Annotated in this window: 22 protein-coding genes and 1 pseudogene; 5 read left to right on the top strand and 18 right to left on the bottom strand. The window is 32.4% G+C overall.

The genetic code is table 11. The features are described from left to right. Positions 1–171: 171 nt before the first annotated feature. Positions 172–390 carry a DUF1659 domain-containing protein gene (locus F9279_RS23600; protein WP_152116583.1) on the bottom strand — a complete coding sequence of 73 codons (219 nt, stop codon included), beginning with the start codon at positions 388–390 and terminating at the stop codon, positions 172–174. A 160-nt stretch (positions 391–550) separates the two neighbouring features. Between F9279_RS23600 and F9279_RS23605 the strand changes: the two genes are divergently transcribed. Then, positions 551–811 carry a phage holin family protein gene (locus tag F9279_RS23605; protein ID WP_152116584.1) on the top strand — a complete coding sequence of 87 codons (261 nt, stop codon included), beginning with the start codon at positions 551–553 and terminating at the stop codon, positions 809–811. 122 nt (positions 812–933) lie between these two features. Here F9279_RS23605 and F9279_RS26375 read toward each other — a convergent pair whose 3' ends face one another. The 5 genes and pseudogenes from F9279_RS26375 to F9279_RS23625 all read right to left on the bottom strand — a co-directional run bounded on the left by F9279_RS26375 (position 934) and on the right by F9279_RS23625 (position 4,647). Then, positions 934–1,902: a methyl-accepting chemotaxis protein gene (locus tag F9279_RS26375; RefSeq protein WP_413463243.1), complete on the bottom strand. Its 969-nt coding sequence runs from the start codon at positions 1,900–1,902 to the stop codon at positions 934–936. Further along, positions 1,876–2,622, bottom strand: a pseudogene (locus F9279_RS26380) (CHASE3 domain-containing protein); the annotation flags it as partial. The gene F9279_RS26375 and the pseudogene F9279_RS26380, both read right to left, overlap by 27 nt. Before the next feature lie 162 nt (positions 2,623–2,784). Beyond that, a complete protein-coding gene (locus tag F9279_RS23615; RefSeq protein ID WP_226793882.1) occupies positions 2,785–3,252 on the bottom strand; it encodes a CcdC family protein in 468 nt (155 codons plus the stop codon). Between the two features lie 168 nt (positions 3,253–3,420). Further along, positions 3,421–3,780 (bottom strand): response regulator, encoded by a 360-nt coding sequence (locus F9279_RS23620; protein ID WP_152116587.1) that lies wholly within the window; start codon positions 3,778–3,780, stop codon positions 3,421–3,423. A gap of 162 nt (positions 3,781–3,942) precedes the next feature. Beyond that, positions 3,943–4,647, bottom strand: coding sequence for a cytochrome c biogenesis CcdA family protein (locus F9279_RS23625; protein ID WP_152116588.1), 705 nt, complete (start codon positions 4,645–4,647; stop codon positions 3,943–3,945). A gap of 223 nt (positions 4,648–4,870) precedes the next feature. Between F9279_RS23625 and F9279_RS23630 the strand changes: the two genes are divergently transcribed. Further along, positions 4,871–5,041: an aspartyl-phosphate phosphatase Spo0E family protein gene (locus tag F9279_RS23630; RefSeq protein WP_152116602.1), complete on the top strand. Its 171-nt coding sequence runs from the start codon at positions 4,871–4,873 to the stop codon at positions 5,039–5,041. Between the two features lie 127 nt (positions 5,042–5,168). On the opposite strand, the gene F9279_RS23635 is transcribed toward F9279_RS23630, so the two are convergent. The 10 genes from F9279_RS23635 to F9279_RS23680 all read right to left on the bottom strand — a co-directional run bounded on the left by F9279_RS23635 (position 5,169) and on the right by F9279_RS23680 (position 15,536). Beyond that, the gene (locus tag F9279_RS23635) at positions 5,169–6,968 is read right to left on the bottom strand and encodes an ABC transporter ATP-binding protein (protein WP_152116589.1); all 1,800 of its coding nucleotides are present in this window, start codon (positions 6,966–6,968) and stop codon (positions 5,169–5,171) included. Beyond that, positions 6,961–8,715: an ABC transporter ATP-binding protein gene (locus F9279_RS23640; RefSeq protein ID WP_152116590.1), complete on the bottom strand. Its 1,755-nt coding sequence runs from the start codon at positions 8,713–8,715 to the stop codon at positions 6,961–6,963. Before F9279_RS23640 ends, F9279_RS23635 begins: the two co-directional genes overlap by 8 nt. Positions 8,716–8,944: 229 nt before the next feature. Beyond that, positions 8,945–9,601: an HAD hydrolase-like protein gene (locus F9279_RS23645; protein ID WP_152116591.1), complete on the bottom strand. Its 657-nt coding sequence runs from the start codon at positions 9,599–9,601 to the stop codon at positions 8,945–8,947. A gap of 177 nt (positions 9,602–9,778) precedes the next feature. Further along, positions 9,779–10,156, bottom strand: a complete 378-nt coding sequence (locus tag F9279_RS23650) for a hypothetical protein (RefSeq protein ID WP_152116592.1) — start codon at positions 10,154–10,156, stop codon at positions 9,779–9,781. A gap of 899 nt (positions 10,157–11,055) precedes the next feature. Then, positions 11,056–11,274: a YneF family protein gene (locus F9279_RS23655; RefSeq protein ID WP_152116593.1), complete on the bottom strand. Its 219-nt coding sequence runs from the start codon at positions 11,272–11,274 to the stop codon at positions 11,056–11,058. Positions 11,275–11,360: 86 nt separating this feature from the next. Then, positions 11,361–11,801, bottom strand: coding sequence for a sporulation inhibitor of replication protein SirA (gene sirA / locus F9279_RS23660; RefSeq protein WP_152116594.1), 441 nt, complete (start codon positions 11,799–11,801; stop codon positions 11,361–11,363). 204 nt (positions 11,802–12,005) lie between these two features. Beyond that, positions 12,006–13,955 (bottom strand): transketolase, encoded by a 1,950-nt coding sequence (tkt, locus tag F9279_RS23665; RefSeq protein WP_413463244.1) that lies wholly within the window; start codon positions 13,953–13,955, stop codon positions 12,006–12,008. A gap of 198 nt (positions 13,956–14,153) precedes the next feature. Beyond that, on the bottom strand, positions 14,154–14,387 hold the full coding sequence (locus F9279_RS23670; protein WP_152116596.1) for a DUF896 domain-containing protein: 234 nt from the start codon (positions 14,385–14,387) through the stop codon (positions 14,154–14,156). 156 nt (positions 14,388–14,543) lie between these two features. Next, complete coding sequence (locus tag F9279_RS23675) at positions 14,544–15,191, bottom strand: recombinase family protein (RefSeq protein WP_152116597.1); 648 nt, start codon at positions 15,189–15,191, stop codon at positions 14,544–14,546. A 30-nt stretch (positions 15,192–15,221) separates the two neighbouring features. Further along, entirely contained in the window at positions 15,222–15,536 is a 315-nt protein-coding gene (locus F9279_RS23680; protein ID WP_152116598.1) for a LysM peptidoglycan-binding domain-containing protein, read from the bottom strand. A gap of 157 nt (positions 15,537–15,693) precedes the next feature. Here F9279_RS23680 and lexA point away from each other — a divergent pair, with 157 nt between their 5' ends. After that, complete coding sequence (gene lexA, locus F9279_RS23685) at positions 15,694–16,314, top strand: transcriptional repressor LexA (RefSeq protein WP_152116599.1); 621 nt, start codon at positions 15,694–15,696, stop codon at positions 16,312–16,314. 149 nt (positions 16,315–16,463) lie between these two features. Here lexA and F9279_RS23690 read toward each other — a convergent pair whose 3' ends face one another. Together F9279_RS23690 and F9279_RS26035 are read right to left on the bottom strand one after the other, a co-directional pair. After that, complete coding sequence (locus tag F9279_RS23690; RefSeq protein WP_152116600.1) at positions 16,464–16,892, bottom strand: cell wall hydrolase; 429 nt, start codon at positions 16,890–16,892, stop codon at positions 16,464–16,466. Positions 16,893–16,993: 101 nt separating this feature from the next. After that, entirely contained in the window at positions 16,994–17,122 is a 129-nt protein-coding gene (locus F9279_RS26035) for a hypothetical protein (RefSeq protein WP_264298281.1), read from the bottom strand. A 141-nt stretch (positions 17,123–17,263) separates the two neighbouring features. On the opposite strand from F9279_RS26035, the gene F9279_RS23695 reads away from it, so the two are divergent. Beyond that, a complete protein-coding gene (locus tag F9279_RS23695; RefSeq protein WP_193224697.1) occupies positions 17,264–17,818 on the top strand; it encodes a CBO0543 family protein in 555 nt (184 codons plus the stop codon). An 82-nt stretch (positions 17,819–17,900) separates the two neighbouring features. Beyond that, the gene (locus F9279_RS23700; protein ID WP_226793879.1) at positions 17,901–18,050 is read left to right on the top strand and encodes a DUF4021 domain-containing protein; all 150 of its coding nucleotides are present in this window, start codon (positions 17,901–17,903) and stop codon (positions 18,048–18,050) included. The last annotated feature ends 220 nt before the right edge of the window (positions 18,051–18,270 follow it).

The following is an 18,270-nucleotide window of genomic DNA, read 5'->3' on the forward strand; positions in this document are numbered from 1 at the left end:
ATTTGATTGTATTTAAAGGCGATAGTTATCGTTATAAGGAGTCAATTATTCAGAATTAAATTTCGTTGGCAAGTGGTTACATTTTTGATTGCCGTTTTATGCATTTTTTGCTTGCCAAATACAACAAAGGTTAGTTCTAGTGTTTTTGCCATTTAGTATTCTCCTTTCTTATTATTGATTAATTTCTACACTATCATTTCTAATAACGGAATATAGCGTGTAAGAGACAATGGACGACAAAGCATCAGCTACTGTCAATACTTGTTCTGGCGTAGCTGTTTCTTTCACATCATTTAGTGTTTTGCTTACAAGGTTTGGTTCCCCATTTTCTTTCATTCCATTCATAAACAATAATTTCATGGAAGCTTCATTCCATATTGCCTGTGCCATATATATCACCTCCCCTCACTCTATAAATAGAAAGTAGAGGTTTAAAAGGACAGGTTTAATAAAAATCATTTACCTAAAATATATAGTTATGCAAACAGGCAATTTATTCTCTTGAATCATATGATAAAACGATAGCAGGAAAAAAGGGGGGATACTTAAAATGGAATGGTTGCAAACCTTTTTACTTGATCATTATTATATTTTAGTACCTGTTCTTTGGATCATTGGTTATGCATTAAAACAAACTCCCAAGGTTGCAGATTGGAAAATAATATGGATTTTATTGATAGTAGCAATAATATTAGGTGTTTTTGCATATGGATTTACATTTGAGGTCGTGACAAATGGAATTATTGCAACAGGGGTAGCTGTACTTGGACATCAGATGGCGAAGCAGACCATCAATTTTAGACAAAAATAACGTTTTTTGCTAAATAAAAAAATAGTGTCTAAAAAGATTGGATGATCTTTCTAGACACTATTTTTTACTTTTAAGTGTAATGCATAATTTAAATCCAATTATTGTTGTATATATTCGCTAATTTATAATTCAAAATGAGATACAGATTTTTGTAGCCTATTAGCAAGATTAGAAAGCTTTTGAGTGGATAAGGAGAGCTCTTGCATAGAAGCAAGTTGTTCTTCTGTTTGTGCAGATGCTTCTTGAGTAAAAGAAATACTATTTGCACTAATCGTATTCACACTTTCCATAATTCGTTTGATTTCCTTACTACTAATAGAGAGTCCTTCCATCTCTTTTGTAACATCTTCTACATTCTCAGACATTTGACCAATAGATTGTAAAATATCTAGAAATGCCGCACTGGTTTTTTCTGTGCCTGAAAGCCCTTGATGTACAATTATGTTTGTGGAATCCATTCCCTCAACCGCTTTAGTAATCTCTTTTTGGATTGTTTCTGTCACAGTCTGGATTAAATCTGCCGAGTTCTTACTTTCTTCAGCTAAGTTTCTTACTTCTTCTGCGACAACAGAGAAGCCTTTGCCATGTTCTCCTGCTCTTGCTGCTTCTATAGCTGCATTTAAGGCTAGTAAATTTGTTTGTTCTGATACTCTTGTTATTAAGCTAGCAATTTCTTTTATTTCTTTTGATTTTTCGTCTAATAATCTGATAATCTTAGATGTATCTTCTACTGAAAGATTTATTTGTTTCATCTTATTTACTACATCTTGAAGTGTTTCACTACCAAAATCAGCTTTGTTGGTAACTTCATTCATTCTACTCTTCATTTCTATACTTTTATCTGTTATTTCTTCCATACTACTTGTCATAACATCATAATTATCGAAAGCTACCTCAAATTGAAGTATTTGACTTTCCACTTGTTTTGCTGTTTTTTCAGAAATAAGAGAAACTTGCTCTGCAATTATGCTTGATTCATTTGCATTTTGTTTCATTTCCTCACTACTACTAGCAACCGTGTTAGCTGTTAGCCTAACATCTTCCACTATCACCCGTAGTTCATCATTCATTTTATTCAATGATGTAATCATTTCACCGAATTCATCTTTTCTTCTCTTGCTTGCAATTTGTTCCGATAAATTACCATTACTTACTTTCTTAATAATAGCAGAAGACTGTTTCATCCCGCTTGCCATGGTTCTTCCAATCCATAAAGCAAGAAGTATTGCAGAAATTATGGCAAATATACTAATTCCTATAACAAAATAAATATATTCCTTTGTTTCTTTAGATATACTTACCTTAATATCTTTAATTTCCAGTTCTTCCTTCTTAATTAATTGATCTGTTTGCTCATTAAATTCTGAACGAATATCGTTTGCACTATTGATTAATGTTAAATATTGCTCTTCGTTCTCTAATATTTTCTCTTGTACTGCTCGATCTCCACTTACAATAAATTCTGCCTGTAATTTTTTTATACTTTCTAATAATTTCGCACTTTCTTCATCATTTGAAAGAGCAGCAAATTGTTCAAAGTCATTGAGCAATCTTTTAGAACTGCTATCATAATCGGTTAAATAAGAGGTTTCCCCTGTTAATAAGTAACCGTTAATGCCATCAGATTGGAGAAGCATGTCTATTTTCATATTTTTCAGTATAAAAACTTTATTATTTTGCGCTTCCATTGTATGAGAATAATTTCTGTCTACTCGTGCAATTTGGCTACTTGATAGCACAGAAAGAATAATTATACATATAATTAATAGAGTAAATCCAAAGCCTATTTTCTTCGTGATGGTAAATTTCATAGAGTCGTCCCTTCTGCGTTAATCACAGTACTTCATTTCTCTTAACCAGATAAACTATTATTTTATACTTTATTATACAAATAAACATGACCTATTAACCAGTACATTTTTCATAATTAGTTTACTTCTTTGGAAAAAAGCCATTTGAATTCAAATGGCTTTTTATACTGCTTGAATTTCTTTATTCAATTTTTGATAATTAAAGTACATAGCAATTCTCCATGGTACAATCATGCAAAATGCTAGGAACCAAAACATTCCGCCAAGTGTCCCTACATCAATAGTGCTACTAAGTATTATTTTTGCAATAATTCTAATACCTAATAATATAAATAAAATGTATATAAAAGCTTTCGAATTAATAAGATAAATATCATTTCCTTTTATTTCAAATTTCGTTGTTTTTATTAAGATAATGGAAAAAATCATACCTATAATAGCTGCTTCCAAAATCTCTTGTCCAGTTATGCGAAAATAAGGAAAAAGAAACATTAACGATCCCGTACTCATAAAAAGAGGTGGTAAAATAATTTTTTTTGGTGATACTGGCGTTTTCGCTGCTTTTAACCTTACGAACATAAAAAAGAGCCCCATAACTATTGCTATCAATGTGGAAATGATTACAGAAATCATTACTATAACCGCCTTTACTTCCTAGTGTTAAACCGAATTCTAATACCATGGATAATAATATCACTAAACGAGAATAGTGTCTATTTCCATAAGCGTGTCGTTGTTTTTACCTCTATTATAATTAAAAAAAGATACGAAATAATCTCGTATCTTTACTACTATCCATTATCTTATAAGGCGATTAATAGCATCTAACACTCTTGGCTCATCGAAAGGCTTTACAATGAAATCCTTTGCTCCTGCTTCAATTGCTTCTACTACCATCTTCTGTTGCCCCATAGCTGAACACATAATTACTTTTGCTAAAGGGAATTCTTTTTTTATTTCTTTAACAGCATCTAGCCCACTCATTTCTGGCATTGTTATATCTAAAGTAACTAAATCTGGATCTAATTCACGATATAAACGTATTGCTTCCTTTCCATTTTCCCCTTCTCCAACAATTTCATGGTTTGCTTTTGTTAAAATATTAGATAGAGTCATTCTCATAAATTTAGCATCATCCACAATTAATATACGGGCCATTTTTGCTTCCTCCTCAACCACAAACACATAGCATTTTAATCCTACCATTTTACTATGTTGACTAACATCTTTACCAATATATCTAATTTTTACAATAATTTCAATTCTTTTTTCAATTATCTATAAAAAGATGTATTATTATTATACCTTAATAATATTCGTTTAAAAACCTTGAAAATCACCAAATATAGGAGAAATTACTCTTGTCAGCCATTTCATCCCATCAAAAAACAGAATGACCCCCATTAAAATCATACAATAGCCGCCTATCTTCATAAATCTCAAACTGTGTTTTTTTAGAGTGACCATAGAAGTTACAAAAAAAGATAATAATAAGAAAGGTATAGAAAATCCTACTATATAAGCCCCCAGATAAATAATACTCTCTTTTGGATTTAGTGCAGCTAATGATAATACAGCCCCGAGTATAGGCCCACTACAAGGAGTCCAGCCTGCAGCAAAGCTTAAACCAATAAGATAGGAACCAATATAGCCACTTGGTCTATTTTTAAAAGAAAATCGGTATTCCTTCATTAACCATTTCTTTTTAACAGCTCCTATTGTGACTAATCCAAATAGAGTAATTGTAATAGCTCCAATATATCTAAGCTCTTCTTGATAGTTTTGGAACCATACCCCAATAAAGGAAGCACTATAGCCTAAGGCAAGAAAAATAGTAGAAAATCCTGCTAAAAATAGAATAGTATGTAGGAAACTGACACTTTTAAAAATACTTTCTTTTTCCATATCTCCAATGGACATTCCCGTTATATAAGATAAATACGCAGGATAAAGCGGTAAACAACAAGGCGAAATAAAACTTAGAAAACCAGCACCTAGAGAAATAAAGGTATTTATATCAGGCATCTACTCACACTCCCTTTTTCCCTTTTTACTATATGCTAGATATATATTTTTATGATATCGTTGTTTTTTGCATTTCCTTCCAAATATAGTATAATAGATGGAAACTCTACTTTCAGGAAGTATTATGGTAGATGGTTTACCATTTATCCTGCATAAATGAAATACATGTTGCAAACTTTATATAATACATGGTATTCATCACATATAGAAGGGACAAGTGGCCATGGGAAAAGAGCAATTACTAATCCAAATTGAAACAAAACGAGCAGAACTTATTGAAATTGCTATGAAACATGGCTTTTCCTCCACTCTTGCCATTATATGTAGCCAAGAATTAGATGAACTTTTAAATAAATTTAATCATTCATCTACCAAAAAAAATTATTCCTATTAAACAATATTAAAAGGAATGTATGTTTCATTAATTTTATAGCAATATATTAATAAAGAAAGGATGTCAAACCATTCAGGACTAAGTTACTAAAGCTAACTTTATCGGCGAATGTCTGACATCCTTTATTTTAATGCGTACTTGCTGTTTTTTCGATAGAATCAGCTGCACCATTTTGTAATAAATACATTTTATAATACAAACCTTTTTGTTGTAAAAGTTCTTGGTGATTCCCTCTTTCCACAATTTCTCCCTTGTGAAGCACAAGAATTAAATTGGCATCCTGAATGGTAGAAAGTCGATGGGCAATTGCTATTGTAGTACGACCTGCTCGCATTTTAGAAAGAGCCATTTGAATACCTTCCTCTGTTTCTGTATCAATATTGGCTGTTGCTTCATCTAAAATTAAAACTTTAGGATTTGTTAAAATGGTACGAGCAAAAGCAATTAATTGGCGCTGACCACTCGAGAAGCCTGACCCTCTCTCCACCACTTGATGTTCATAGCTCATGTCTAATTTTTCTATAAAATTATCTGCTTGCACAAATTCTGCTGCTTTCTTTACATCTTCTATTCCTTTTGTTTGATCATATAGCCGAATATTCTCTTCTATTGTTCCATAGAAAAGGAAAGGATCTTGAAGAACTAATCCAAGATGTTCACGCAGTTCTTTTTTACTGAATGACTTTAATGACTTACCGTCAATTAAAATTTCTCCTTGATGAAAATCATAAAATCTCATCAGTATGTTGATAATAGAACTTTTCCCACTGCCCGTATGCCCCACTAAAGCAACTGTTTCCCCTTTCCTTGCCTTAAAGGAAATATGGTTAAGAACATTTTGCTTGCCATCATAGGAAAATGATACATTCTTAAACTCAATCTCTCCATCTGTAATCGAATGACGATTATCGGCTGCTAGTTTAGGTTCTAATTCTTCTTCATCTAACAAAGAAAATACCCTAAATGCAGATACGATAGCTTGTTGATAGAGAGACAGTCTTTGCATTAAATTATTTACTGGCTCAAAGAATCTATCTAAATAACTAACAAAGGCATATAGAACACCTATTTCTATCGGATTAGCAAAGGAGGAAATACCGAAATAACTTAAAACAAGGATAAGCGCAAATACATATACTAGATCTATGGCTGGACGTAATAATAAACCTTCTAGTTTTATATTTCGCATCCCAGCAGAATAATGCTTTGTATTAATATCATCAAATTCTTGTCTTAATCTTTTCTCCTGTCTAAAAACCTGTATGATTCCCATACCTTGAAGAGACTCGCTAAGTTTGGCATTTAATTGACTCAGTCTTTCCCGCATATCTTGGTAAAAGGTAGAGCTATACTTTCTATATAGAGAGACAATATAAGCTAGAATTGGTAATAACACTAAACAAAATGCACCAAGTTTTACATTTAATACAAACATGGCTATAAGTATGCCTATAATCATAAAACCACTTTGGACAAAGGTTGCTAGCACACTTACAAACATATCTTTAATAGCTTCGGTATCGTTAGTAACTCTTGATACAATCGAACCGGCAGGAACTTTATCAAAATACTTTAAACCTAAAGAATGAACCTTTGTAAACACATCCACTCTAATTTGTTGAATGATATATAAAGCAATTTCTTGAAACTTGTATAGCTGAAAATACATAATTAATACATTTAAGATTTGTATAACCATATAAGTAATTCCTAAGACAGTGAGTGGCGTTACTTCTAGGTTTCTCGGAGTTAAATAATCATCAATAAACACCTTGATTAAATATGGTCCTGCCAGTTCTCCAAGTGTTGATAAAAATAATAACAAAAAAGCGAGAATTACACTTTTTTTATGTGGTTTTATATATTGCAGCAAACGTAAAAGTACCTTCCGCTGCTCTTTGCTAGTTAACTTTATTGTTTTATCCATTTGTATCCCCCATGCTAACCATTACTTCTAAAGCTTGACGATGATACATTTCTTTATACCAACCGTTTTCCCTCATAAGCTTTTCATGGTTTCCACTTTGAATAATTTTCCCTTCTTCTAATACAAGGATAAGTTCTGCATGTTCAATTGCACTTAATCTGTGTGCTGTAATAATAGTTGTTTTCTCCTGTCTTACTCCTCTTAAAGCATTTAAAATAGTCTCTTCTGTTTTTGCATCAACAGCTGACAAGGAGTCATCTAAAATAAGTATTTCAGGATCCATTAATAATGCTCTCGCTATTGAAATCCTCTGTTTTTGTCCACCAGATAAAGAAACCCCTCGTTCACCAACTATCGTATCATAACCGTTGGTAAAGCTCATTATATCCTCGTGTATATCTGCAAGCTTAGCGGCTTGATAAATATCCTCTTCTTTTGCTTGTGGATTTGCAAAGGTTATATTCTCTCTAATGCTTGCGGAAAAGAGAAAATGCTCTTGAGGAACATAGCCAATAGAAGAACGTAATGCTTCTATATTTACTCTCTTAATATTCTGATGATTAATGGAAATTTCTCCAATATATTGATCATATTCTCGAAATAGTAGCTTTAGCAGCGTTGTTTTTCCCGCACCAGTTTTCCCAACAATTCCTAACGTTTGACCTCTTTTTAATTGAAAGTGAATATTTTGTAGAACCTCTACTTGTTGATTATAAGAATATGAATCTAATCGATACTCTATATCCCCACAAGGTGGTACTTTAATGGCATTCACATCATTCACTATATCTACTTTTGTTTGTAAAAGAGCAGTTACTCTGTCATATGACGCTCTTCCTCTTTCTACAATATTAAAAAGCCAACCAAAAGCTAGCATCGGCCATACAAGTAACCCTAGATACGTTGTAAAGGAAACTAACTCTCCTAACGTAAGGTCTCCGCTAATAACATAGCGTGATCCGAAAATGATTGCTAAGAAAAAAGAGATGCTGACAATAATAGTAATAGTTGGATCAAACAATGCGTCCACTTTTGCTACTTTAATATTCTTCTCCACTACATCTAATGAAGATTTTCGAAAATCCTCTATATCCTCTTTATCCTGGCCAAATGTTTTAAGCACTTTTATCCCCGTTACACTCTCTTGTGTCTTGTCATTTAGATCAGAAAACGCCGCTTGCGCTTTGTGAAAATGCTTATGTATTAAAGAACCATACCAGCTTGTTAAGATAGCCATTAATGGAAGTGGTAATAAACAGATAAGTGTTAATTTCCAACTTATTAATGTAGCCATCGCTATAATTACAGAACCACCCGTTGCTAGTGAATCAACAAAGGTAAGTACTCCTTGACCTGCTGTTTGTTGAATTGCTTGCACATCATTTGTAGCATGTGCCATTAAGTCACCTATCCGTTTTTTTTGATAAAAAGATTGACTCATCCTTGTAAAGTGGTCATATAATCGATTCCTCATTAATCTACCTAGCTTTACTGCAGAACCAAATATCATGATTCTCCAATAATATCTCAATACATACAACATAAATCCAGAAATAATAAGAACTACCATCCATTTTAATAGAATCGGTCCTGTTAACGTGTTACTTTGAATATGGTCAACTACAACTCCCACAATTCTAGGCGGTATAAGCTGGATAAAAGCTACAAAAAGTAAAAGCAAGATCCCCCCAAAATATGCTTTCTTCTCTTGTAAAAAATACCATTTCAAATCTAAAAAAACCTTCAAACTAAAACACCTCTTATCTATAAAAAAACTATGTAAACACCTAAATTAGTTTAGCAAAATATTTAGGAACTGGAAAGAAATTTTATTATATTTTCAAAATATTTATTGGAGTGTGAATATATCAAGAATTGCACTAAAAGTAGAGGTATGTCACTTTTTGCGGTTTCCAGGGAAATGATTGAAGGAAATATTTCCATTGAACCACTCTATAACAGAGTGGCTCATAGAATTATTTATTGATTAACTCGATCTGTGTTAACTCATTAAGATTATGTATAACCATATCAGCAAATGCTAGTTCTTCTTCTTTAGCAAAATCAAAATAGCAACCAACAGAAACTAATCCATTATCCTTTGCTGCTTTAATATCTGATAATCTATCACCAATTACCATTCCATTTGTTATATGATAGGTATCTACGATTAATTTAACAAGATCAGATTTATTTAATGAATCTATTTGTTCAATACTAAAGGTCTCTGTTATCCATTGGTTTAGTTGATAGTAATCAACAATTGCTTTTAGATATTCGATCAATCCATTACTCGCTATAAATATAGTGTATTTTTGCTCCACTAAGTATTGTAGTGTCTCTTTTACATGAGGATATAGTGCGCCTCTTCCATTAGAGATATTCTCTATTAATCTCTTTAAAAAGTACTGATCTGTCAGCTTTCTATCATGTATGGAGTGATGAGGCATTAATGCTTCCCATACTTTCGGTAAAGGAACTCCCATAATTTCACGGTACTTATTTAATGGCGTTTCTGCTTCCCATTTATTGATACTTCGTAAATATTGAAACGTATCTTCTAAGGACATTTCTAATATTTTATCTGTTTGAAAAAGTGTTCCATCCATATCGAATATGATTGCTTTTGTCATTTTTGTGCTCCTTTGTTGTTTACTGAAACCTCTATTTCACATTCTAATAGCTTAACTATTTCCTCTTTCTCTAGCATGAAGGATTGGTTGTTCCCTTTTTTGTTTTTCTTTTAACTTTTGAAATTCAGTTCGAGATAAATGTTGATCTTTTATTTCCGCATCTTTAAATATATCAATTTATGAATGAAATACTTGATGCGTATGTCCACCCTCATAGTCTAAAATAAATGAACCATAAGTTTCCATTTCTTCATAGTCACCCTCAAGAATATAGGACAAGCTCTTGAAGCAAATTGTGATTAACTTCAAATCATCTACCGTAAAATCCGGCACTTTTATAAGCTCCAGTCTTTTTAATTCTAATAGAAAGTTAAAGTTTTCTTTCCCTAATCCTTCTTGTAACAAATTTATTCCATAAGCAATAGAATGGCTGAGCTTTTTATCAGTAGTTATTCCTGTTTCTTTACTTAATGAAATATACCCAACCATTCTTGATTTATAAAGATAATAGGACATATCTAAAAGTAAATTCTCTAGTCTATCTGTATAATTCAACTTAAAGTACCTCGACATTTTTTAAGATAAGCATAATTTATCTTATTTAGGATGCAAATACATTTTAAGTAAATTATTATAGTAGGCTTAGACTTTTTCGATTTGATTTTACAATATTTATGTCTAATTCTCTTGGTGTCTATTTAGAATCATTTATTATCATTAAGAAGTACAGACAAATAATAATCTTAAGAAAACTCATTTCATCATTTTAGATAAATAGCCGGAGAAAATTCCCTTATTTGTTTTTACCATGAAAAACAGATCCAATAGACGGAGAAATTCCGACTATTTCCTTAAAACATATGACAAAAGAGGATTTTTCCTTACTTAACCGGAAAAAACACCCTAATTATTCTCAAATTAAACGTCTACCTGCATTTTACCGGAAATTATCCGCTTATTTAATTCGCTGATCACTAAGAATTGGTTGGTAAACCAAACATTATTAGAGTATAATTTCCCTACCTTACTGTAAGCTTTTAAGAACCCTATGCATGTACCAGAGATGTCTTTTCTAGAAGTAAAAAAGACATCTTAAATAATTAGATGTCTAATACTTTATATAACTCCTAAACAGAGATTTAGGAGACAATAGTGTAGGCTTTTTAATCATTTTGTTGAGAACAATTATAACAAAGTATAAGAAGAATGAAAATACTAGTTTTCTCACTTCAGAAAAATGAGTTATCTTTAATTAAACATCATCTGTTCATACACGAAAAAAACCACCCATCTGTTTTCACAGAAAAAGTGGTTTAAGATAAGTTTTTGATGAAAGATTAACCAATGATAAAACAATTGTATGATGAAAGATTCACTATATGAGCGAAATCTTTATTAGAACTTGTCCTATAATTGCGAATCAAATGCTGTCAAATCCCTAATACAAAAGGAGTTTATTTTCCTTGTTGTTTGTTCATTGATGTCATCATTTGATTGATTTTCTTTTGAGATGGTTTCATTCCCATTTGCATCATCATCATTTTTAACATTTGTTCATTAATTGGTGGATTTTTCTTTAGATAATCCATCATGTATTTACGTGCAATAAAGAATCCGATTACAACACCGGCGATTAATGCAACGACAATACTTAACCACGCATACCAAGGCATATTTTTTCCTCCTTCATGTTGTCTATACTTTAGTGTACTAGACCAGATAATATTATACAATATCTGTTACAGAATTTCTTCCCCTTTTAGATAAAATTTCTTTCTTTAATAGGCTTTAACCAGCCGAATCTTTCATTTTCAATGTCTATTGCTAGAAAGGAAGGTTCATGCTTTCGAATTACTTCAAAAAATATGGACTCTGCATCATAGTAGCCTTCTGCTTCAATAACTAAATGATTATATTCTATCTTTAATATTGCTCTACTTAAATTACCATTTTCTATCTTAAATATATCTTTTTCAAGTTGAAAAGTTTTATTCTTATTTAATGCATTATACAATTGATTTTCCATGGACCACTTTGAAATGGGAAGAGTTATGTATTCGATTTGCTTTTTAACAATGTTTTTCTGTAAGTTATCTGCTGTTTTCATATACTCTGAAAATAACTGAAAGAACATTCTCTCTCTACCACTATAATGTTGTGCTATATCTTGCTTTATTAAATATAAATGATATCTTCTCAAAGTGCTCTCTCCACCTATCTGTCACATCTTTCCTTCTATTATAGAAAAGATAGATTTCAAGTTGTGTCTCAAGGTGTAAAAAAAACAGACTAGTTTTGTCGAATAGATAACTCTTTTTCACTTTTTCTGTCAAATACAATTCTAATGATAAGACATATAAAGGGCTTCCTTGCTTCCCTCTATATATCTTATCTTTACACTACCTTACTTGTTCAACAAGTTTTTCACTTTGTTTACTACATTAGATACGGTAAACCCGTACTCTTCCATTATTTTTTCTCCAGGAGCTGATGCACCAAATTGGTCAATAGAAAGAACTTCTCCTTCATCACCTGTATACTTATGCCATCCTAATGAACTTCCCATTTCTAATGCTAGTCGTTTTTTTACTGCTGATGGAAGTATACTCTTTTTGTATTCTTCTGACTGTTGTTCAAATCGATCCCATGCTGGTAGACTAATTACTGCGACATCAATTCCTTCTTTTTCAAGCTCTACCTGTGCTTTTATAGCTAAATTCACCTCTGAACCAGCAGCAAGGAGTAACGCATCTGCACTTTCTTTCTTAGAAGAAGAGATAACATATCCACCTTTGGAAACACCTTCATAAGCACTATTTTTTGAATTACTGATTGTAGATAAGTTTTGTCTAGTTAATACCAAGGCAGTTGGCTTATTCTTAGATTCTAAAGCAATTCTCCAAGCAGCTGCCGTTTCATTTCCATCTGCTGGGCGGATAACCGAAAGATTTGGCATAGCTCTTAAACTCGCTAGTTGCTCAATAGGCTCATGTGTTGGTCCATCTTCCCCAACGGCAATACTATCGTGGGTAAATACATACGTAACAGGAAGCCCCATTAATGCTGCAAGTCTTATAGCTGGTCGTAAATAATCAGAGAAAACAAAGAATGTGCCTCCAAAAATTCTTAATCCACCATGAAGAGCAATTCCATTTAAGGCTGCACCCATTGCAAATTCTCGTACTCCGAACCAGACATTTCTGCCCTCACGACAATCTGGAGTGAAGTCTTGTCCTCCTTTAATCATCGTATTGTTACTTCCTGCCAAATCAGCAGATCCACCTATTAAATAAGGTACATTTTTAGCAATGCCATTTATAACTTCACCAGATGAAGCTCGACTTGCAAGACTTGTTCCTTCCTCATATATAGGTATATCCTTATCCCAACCTTCTAATAAAGCATCAGATAGTGACGTTTTTAGCTGTTTTGCCAAGTCTGGATAATCTTTCTCATAGGCTTCCAATTGTTGATTCCACTCTTTTTCTTTTTGCTCTCCTTTGTTTGCAACTAGATTTTTAAAATGCTTATAAACTTCTTCTGGAACATGAAAATCTTCTTCAAATGTCCATTTATATGCTTCTTTCGTTAATTTTAGCTCATCTGAACCAAGAGGTGATCCATGTGATGCTGATTTCCCTGCTTTATTTGGAGAACCGAAACCAATGACCGTTTTTACTTCAATTAATGTCGGTCTCCATTCATCACTTTTTGCTTGTTCCAATGCATTAGCAATAGCATCTGTATCATTGCCATCTTCCACCTTGATGTATTGCCAGCCATATGCTTTAAATCGTTGCTCCACACTTTCAGAAAATGATTTATCTAAATCACCATCAAGGGAGATATCATTAGAATCATACATCACAATTAATCGTCCTAATTTCAGGTGTGCAGCTAATGATGCTGCTTCTCCAGATACACCTTCCATTAAATCACCATCACCACATATACTATATGTAAAATGATCAATAATCTTGTAAGCATCTTTATTATATAGAGCAGCTAAATGCGATTCTGCTAAGGCCATTCCAACTGCCATGGCAATTCCCTGTCCAAGTGGACCAGTAGTAGCATCCACACCTGCAGTATGTCGATATTCAGGATGCCCAGGTGTTTTACTACCCCATTGTCGAAATTGCTTTAAATCATCTAACGCTAAGTCATATCCTGATAAATGAAGAAGGCTATATAATAATGCCGAGCCATGTCCTGCTGATAAAACAAATCGATCTCTGTTAAACCATTCTGGGTTCTTAGGATTATGGTTCATAAAACTTGTCCATAAGGTATAAGCCATAGGAGCCGCACCCATTGGCATGCCAGGATGACCTGATTTCGCTTTTTCAATCATATCGATAGATAATGTTCGTATAGCAGCAATGGATAAATGATCTAAATTTGTATTCAATATAAACATCCTTTCCTATTTAAGTAATTTCCAAATTTGTTTCTATAAGCACCAACATATAATTTGGACAATTACTACATATTCTACCCATAAATCTTTGGAGAAAACATAAAAAAACCCTTAACAAAGAATTGTTAAGGATTAATGAAGCTTCTTTTTATTTTGAATAGCTTTGACTTTTTCTGGTGTAACATCTGTTCCATTTGGGTCATAAATTTTTACATTTTCAATAGTATTTACCATAGTAGAACGAAAATGCTTTAGGTACTCAGCTCTTAACTTCGTTTGCTCTTTCCCTTCTTCGTCAGTAAGTCCATGTTCTTTCTTCTTTTTAGCTAATTCATTAATACGATTTAATTTATTTGTAGGAAACATAAGATACTCCTTTAATAATAGACTACATCTACTTTATTATGATGTTCATTTACTCTATTTTCCACTGTACACTAGAAAATGAAAAGCAAACTGGCTTAATTTAAGATATTATAGCATAAGCTAGAAATACTTCCTATTATTATAGCTTATCCATTCTTATTTATTATTTTCTTCCATATACTCTTGATATCTTCTATGTATGGTTGCCTTAGAGAATTGGTAGCCGAGTCCATTTAAAGAGGAAGTAATCTCTGAAAAAGTTAAACCATTTTGTTTAAGCTTTATTACTTCTTCTATAGGAACATCAACCTTTTTCCTTCCAGAATAATAACCTTGATTTCTTAAATTTTCTTGCGGTTTATACCCATTTTCTACAGCACGTTTCATTCCACGTTTAATTTTTATATTATGAATTTTACGTTGGTATTCTTCAACTATACTTACTATTTGTAAAACCATGGAATCAGCATCTGAAAGTACTAATTCACCAGAAGAAGAAATACTATAAAGCTTTACATTTTCCTTTAATATACAATGAAGGATAGCCATTTTAGCATTTCCACGACCTAATCTTGTTTCATCTTGTATTAAAATAGCGGAAATATCTTCTTCCTTAATTTTGACTAATAGCTCAATCATTCCGTCCCGATCTAATTCGTAGCCACTTGCTCGTTCAGAGATAATAGATGAAACATGAAAATCCATTTTTTTGGCTAAAGCGACTAATTCTTCTTCTTGTCTTTTTAATGAGGTAGTTTGTTCTTCTTTATCTGTACTTACTCTACAATATATAATCGCATTCATTATTTTCTCCAAATTCTTGCAAATTAACTACTACTCTGAGGCTAATAGCATTTCATGATCTTTTAATTTAACAGGAATAACTAATTCCTTTCCTACTTCCATATAACTTGCAGTTATTTCATTATGTTTTTCTACCCAATTAATAAATTCCTTCTTACTCATATGATAGTGTCCATCATATTTAGTGGAAATCTCCCATAGAGTTTCCCCTTTTTCTATTGTTATAGATACATATTCTTCTTTAATTGGCTCACCTGTATTCCATACTATAATAAAACAAGCAATTGCACTACAAATTAAAAGAATAATAGTATAAGAGAATTTTGTCCATAGTTTAGCTAACATAAAATAAATCACCCTTTATATAGAATATACGTTCGTTTCTACTATTAGAATAATACGAACAAACGTTTCCTGTCAAGAAAAAATAAGAACTTATGTTTGTATCATTATTACGTACATGCTATACTAATTGTAAGAATAAAATGACGAGGTGCATAGTATGCAAAAGCTATCTAAGAGACAACTAGATATATTAGAATACATAAAAGAAGAAGTTCGCTTAAAAGGGTATCCACCATCTGTTCGTGAAATTGCTGAAGCTGTTGGACTTGCCTCTAGTTCTACTGTGCATGGCCACTTAGCAAGACTTGAAAGCAAAGGGTTAATACGCAGAGATCCTACCAAGCCTAGAGCAATAGAAATACTAGATTTAGAAGAAACAAACATACCAAAATACAATGTTATTAATGTTCCAGTAGTAGGGAAGGTTACAGCTGGTTTACCTATAACAGCTATTGAAAATGTGGAAGAGTATTTCCCACTTCCTGAAAGACTTGCCCCTAGTGATGAACAAGTTTTCATGTTAGAAATTATGGGAGAAAGTATGATAGAAGCAGGTATTTTGGATGGTGACTATGTAATAGTCCGACAACAGCATTTTGCAAACAATGGAGATATTGTAGTTGCCATGACTGATGATGATGAAGCAACAGTAAAACGATTCTTTAAAGAAAGAGATTTCATTCGTTTACAACCTGAAAATAGTACAATGGAGCCAATTATCTTAAACAATGTAAGCATATTAGGGAAAGTAATTGGCGTTTATCGTCATTTGCAATAATAAATTAAAAAACCATCCAAATAGATGGTTTTTTTGTGTTAAATTATGTAATCCTCTTACTCTATAAATTAAGATTAGGATGTTTATGAAAAAATCCTCTCATTGGTCATATGCATGAAAGGCATATTAGCATCACTTATAAACATAACTTAAAAGGTATTATAAACATTTTGACATTCTTCTGCTGTTGGCTCATAAAAGCAGTGAAGTTTATATCTTCCTACATGCGGTTGATTGTACCATGTTGGCGGACAGTCTCCAGGAGGGCGAAAATACCATAGACTATATTTTGATGGCCATACCCGCTCTCCATTAATCGCCCGCTTAGCTAGTCTTTTCTCACTTTCTCTTGCTCTTTGATAAAAATATCCTTTGGTTGTTGCTTCAAAAGCATGTGGTTGATAGATCATGTCTGATACGGTTCGTATGCCTTTAAAGTCCGAACAATCTGCTCTCATTCTATTTATTCCAACATTCCCAACCATAAGCATACCTTGCTCCCCTTCACCTTCCGCCTCAGCTCTAAGAAGTCTTGCTAATAAATCAATATCTGCATCTGTCGCTTTTACTACTGGCATACCTTACACCTCCATTTACTAATAACATATTTTTAAAAAACTTATCCTATTCTAAAAAATATCTAGCTACCAAATTCAATCAAATTCTAGCAAGCGATCATTTATAATCCAATAAGCTTTTTAAAATCTTTAAACCCAATAATATAACTAGCTGCTATAATGCTATTAATAAAAACGATATAAAAGGCACCCATTAAATATACTTTGTATTTCTTTATAAATTTCTTCATCTATATCCCACCTTTGAGTAATACCATTAACTTCTCCATTTTTGGTAAAATTATGTATTCTTAAAAATTGATAATGAATGCTAGTTATACGTTCATACTAAAGAAAAAGAATATATCCTTACATAAAAGTGGTGAACTGTTTTGTTACTATTTTTTACAACCTTTTTGGAAATCAATGAGGAAAAAAATAAATTAAATCACCTATCCATGCATCATTGGCTAGAACATGATGTTTTCTCACTAAATTGGTGGATATTATTTTGTGCAACGATTATTCCCTATTTTTTATGGTGGAAAGTTGTAGACAAAAACCGTTTTTATGAAATATTTAGCTACGGATTATTATGTGCTGGATTTAGTATGCTACTAGATGTAATAGGTACCGAAATGCTTGCATGGGGTTATCCAGATAAATTACTCCCCTGGATTCCACCATTAATACCTGCAGACTTTGTTGTAATACCAATTACGGCTATGCTTGTATATCAATATACAAGCACATGGAAAACTTTTATAATCACTACCATTGGGTGGGCTATTTTATTTTCCTATATCATTGAACCCTTATTTGTCTTACGAGGCATGTTCTATCTGGGGGTTTACTGGAAACACACTTATTCTTTTTTAGGATTTATTCTATTAGGTATCACTTTAAGAGGCATTTTTATAGGAATTAAAAATAAATTGCCTACTTAACATTTTAAAAAAATCTACATAAACTTGAAATAATTTCACATTATATATTTAGTTAGTCAAAAACAAATAGGAGATGTGTACAATGAAACAAGACAACACAACTAATCAATTAAAAAGTAAGAACAATGATTCATTAGGTTTAGATATGGATGAGCAAGAAATGAATGGACTATATGGCATGGTGGAAACACCAGAAGAGGATGCGCTACATTCGTCCAATCTTAAAGAGTAGAAAATAGAGTAGGGTGACCATTCACATGGCCACCCCCTCATCAAACCGCACGTGCCCTATTAAGGCATACGGCTTACCAACGTGTTATATCGAACTCTTATTTTCCCTGTGCACAGTTTATTTTACGAACCCTTTCACGTGTAAAATACTCTTTTCCTCTTTCTTTTGCTCGTTGTAAAGCCCTTTTGTACTTCTTCTCATGTTTAGCCTTCATATATTG

The sequence above is a fragment of the Bacillus sp. B1-b2 genome (assembly GCF_009183415.1).
Classification (GTDB): domain Bacteria; phylum Bacillota; class Bacilli; order Bacillales; family Cytobacillaceae; genus Niallia.

What these genes read in the sequence shown, in the direction of transcription:
- F9279_RS23630 (WP_152116602.1), top strand. Translation starts at nt 4,871, where the DNA reads ATGGGAAAAGAGCAATTACTAATCCAAATTGAAACAAAACGAGCAGAA.
- F9279_RS23655 (WP_152116593.1), bottom strand. Translation starts at nt 11,274, where the DNA reads ATGCCTTGGTATGCGTGGTTAAGTATTGTCGTTGCATTAATCGCCGGT.
- tkt (WP_413463244.1), bottom strand. Translation starts at nt 13,955, where the DNA reads ATGATTGAAAAAGCGAAATCAGGTCATCCTGGCATGCCAATGGGTGCG.
- F9279_RS23675 (WP_152116597.1), bottom strand. Translation starts at nt 15,191, where the DNA reads ATGAATGCGATTATATATTGTAGAGTAAGTACAGATAAAGAAGAACAA.
- F9279_RS26375 (WP_413463243.1), bottom strand. Translation starts at nt 1,902, where the DNA reads ATGATTACATCATTGAATAAAATGAATGATGAACTACGGGTGATAGTG.
- F9279_RS23635 (WP_152116589.1), bottom strand. Translation starts at nt 6,968, where the DNA reads ATGGATAAAACAATAAAGTTAACTAGCAAAGAGCAGCGGAAGGTACTT.
- F9279_RS23600 (WP_152116583.1), bottom strand. Translation starts at nt 390, where the DNA reads ATGGCACAGGCAATATGGAATGAAGCTTCCATGAAATTATTGTTTATG.
- F9279_RS23645 (WP_152116591.1), bottom strand. Translation starts at nt 9,601, where the DNA reads ATGACAAAAGCAATCATATTCGATATGGATGGAACACTTTTTCAAACA.
- F9279_RS23690 (WP_152116600.1), bottom strand. Translation starts at nt 16,892, where the DNA reads ATGCCAGTAGTAAAAGCGACAGATGCAGATATTGATTTATTAGCAAGA.
- F9279_RS23605 (WP_152116584.1), top strand. Translation starts at nt 551, where the DNA reads ATGGAATGGTTGCAAACCTTTTTACTTGATCATTATTATATTTTAGTA.
- lexA (WP_152116599.1), top strand. Translation starts at nt 15,694, where the DNA reads ATGCAAAAGCTATCTAAGAGACAACTAGATATATTAGAATACATAAAA.
- F9279_RS23620 (WP_152116587.1), bottom strand. Translation starts at nt 3,780, where the DNA reads ATGGCCCGTATATTAATTGTGGATGATGCTAAATTTATGAGAATGACT.
- F9279_RS23680 (WP_152116598.1), bottom strand. Translation starts at nt 15,536, where the DNA reads ATGTTAGCTAAACTATGGACAAAATTCTCTTATACTATTATTCTTTTA.
- F9279_RS23625 (WP_152116588.1), bottom strand. Translation starts at nt 4,647, where the DNA reads ATGCCTGATATAAATACCTTTATTTCTCTAGGTGCTGGTTTTCTAAGT.
- F9279_RS23670 (WP_152116596.1), bottom strand. Translation starts at nt 14,387, where the DNA reads ATGTTTCCTACAAATAAATTAAATCGTATTAATGAATTAGCTAAAAAG.
- F9279_RS23700 (WP_226793879.1), top strand. Translation starts at nt 17,901, where the DNA reads ATGAAACAAGACAACACAACTAATCAATTAAAAAGTAAGAACAATGAT.
- F9279_RS26035 (WP_264298281.1), bottom strand. Translation starts at nt 17,122, where the DNA reads ATGAAGAAATTTATAAAGAAATACAAAGTATATTTAATGGGTGCCTTT.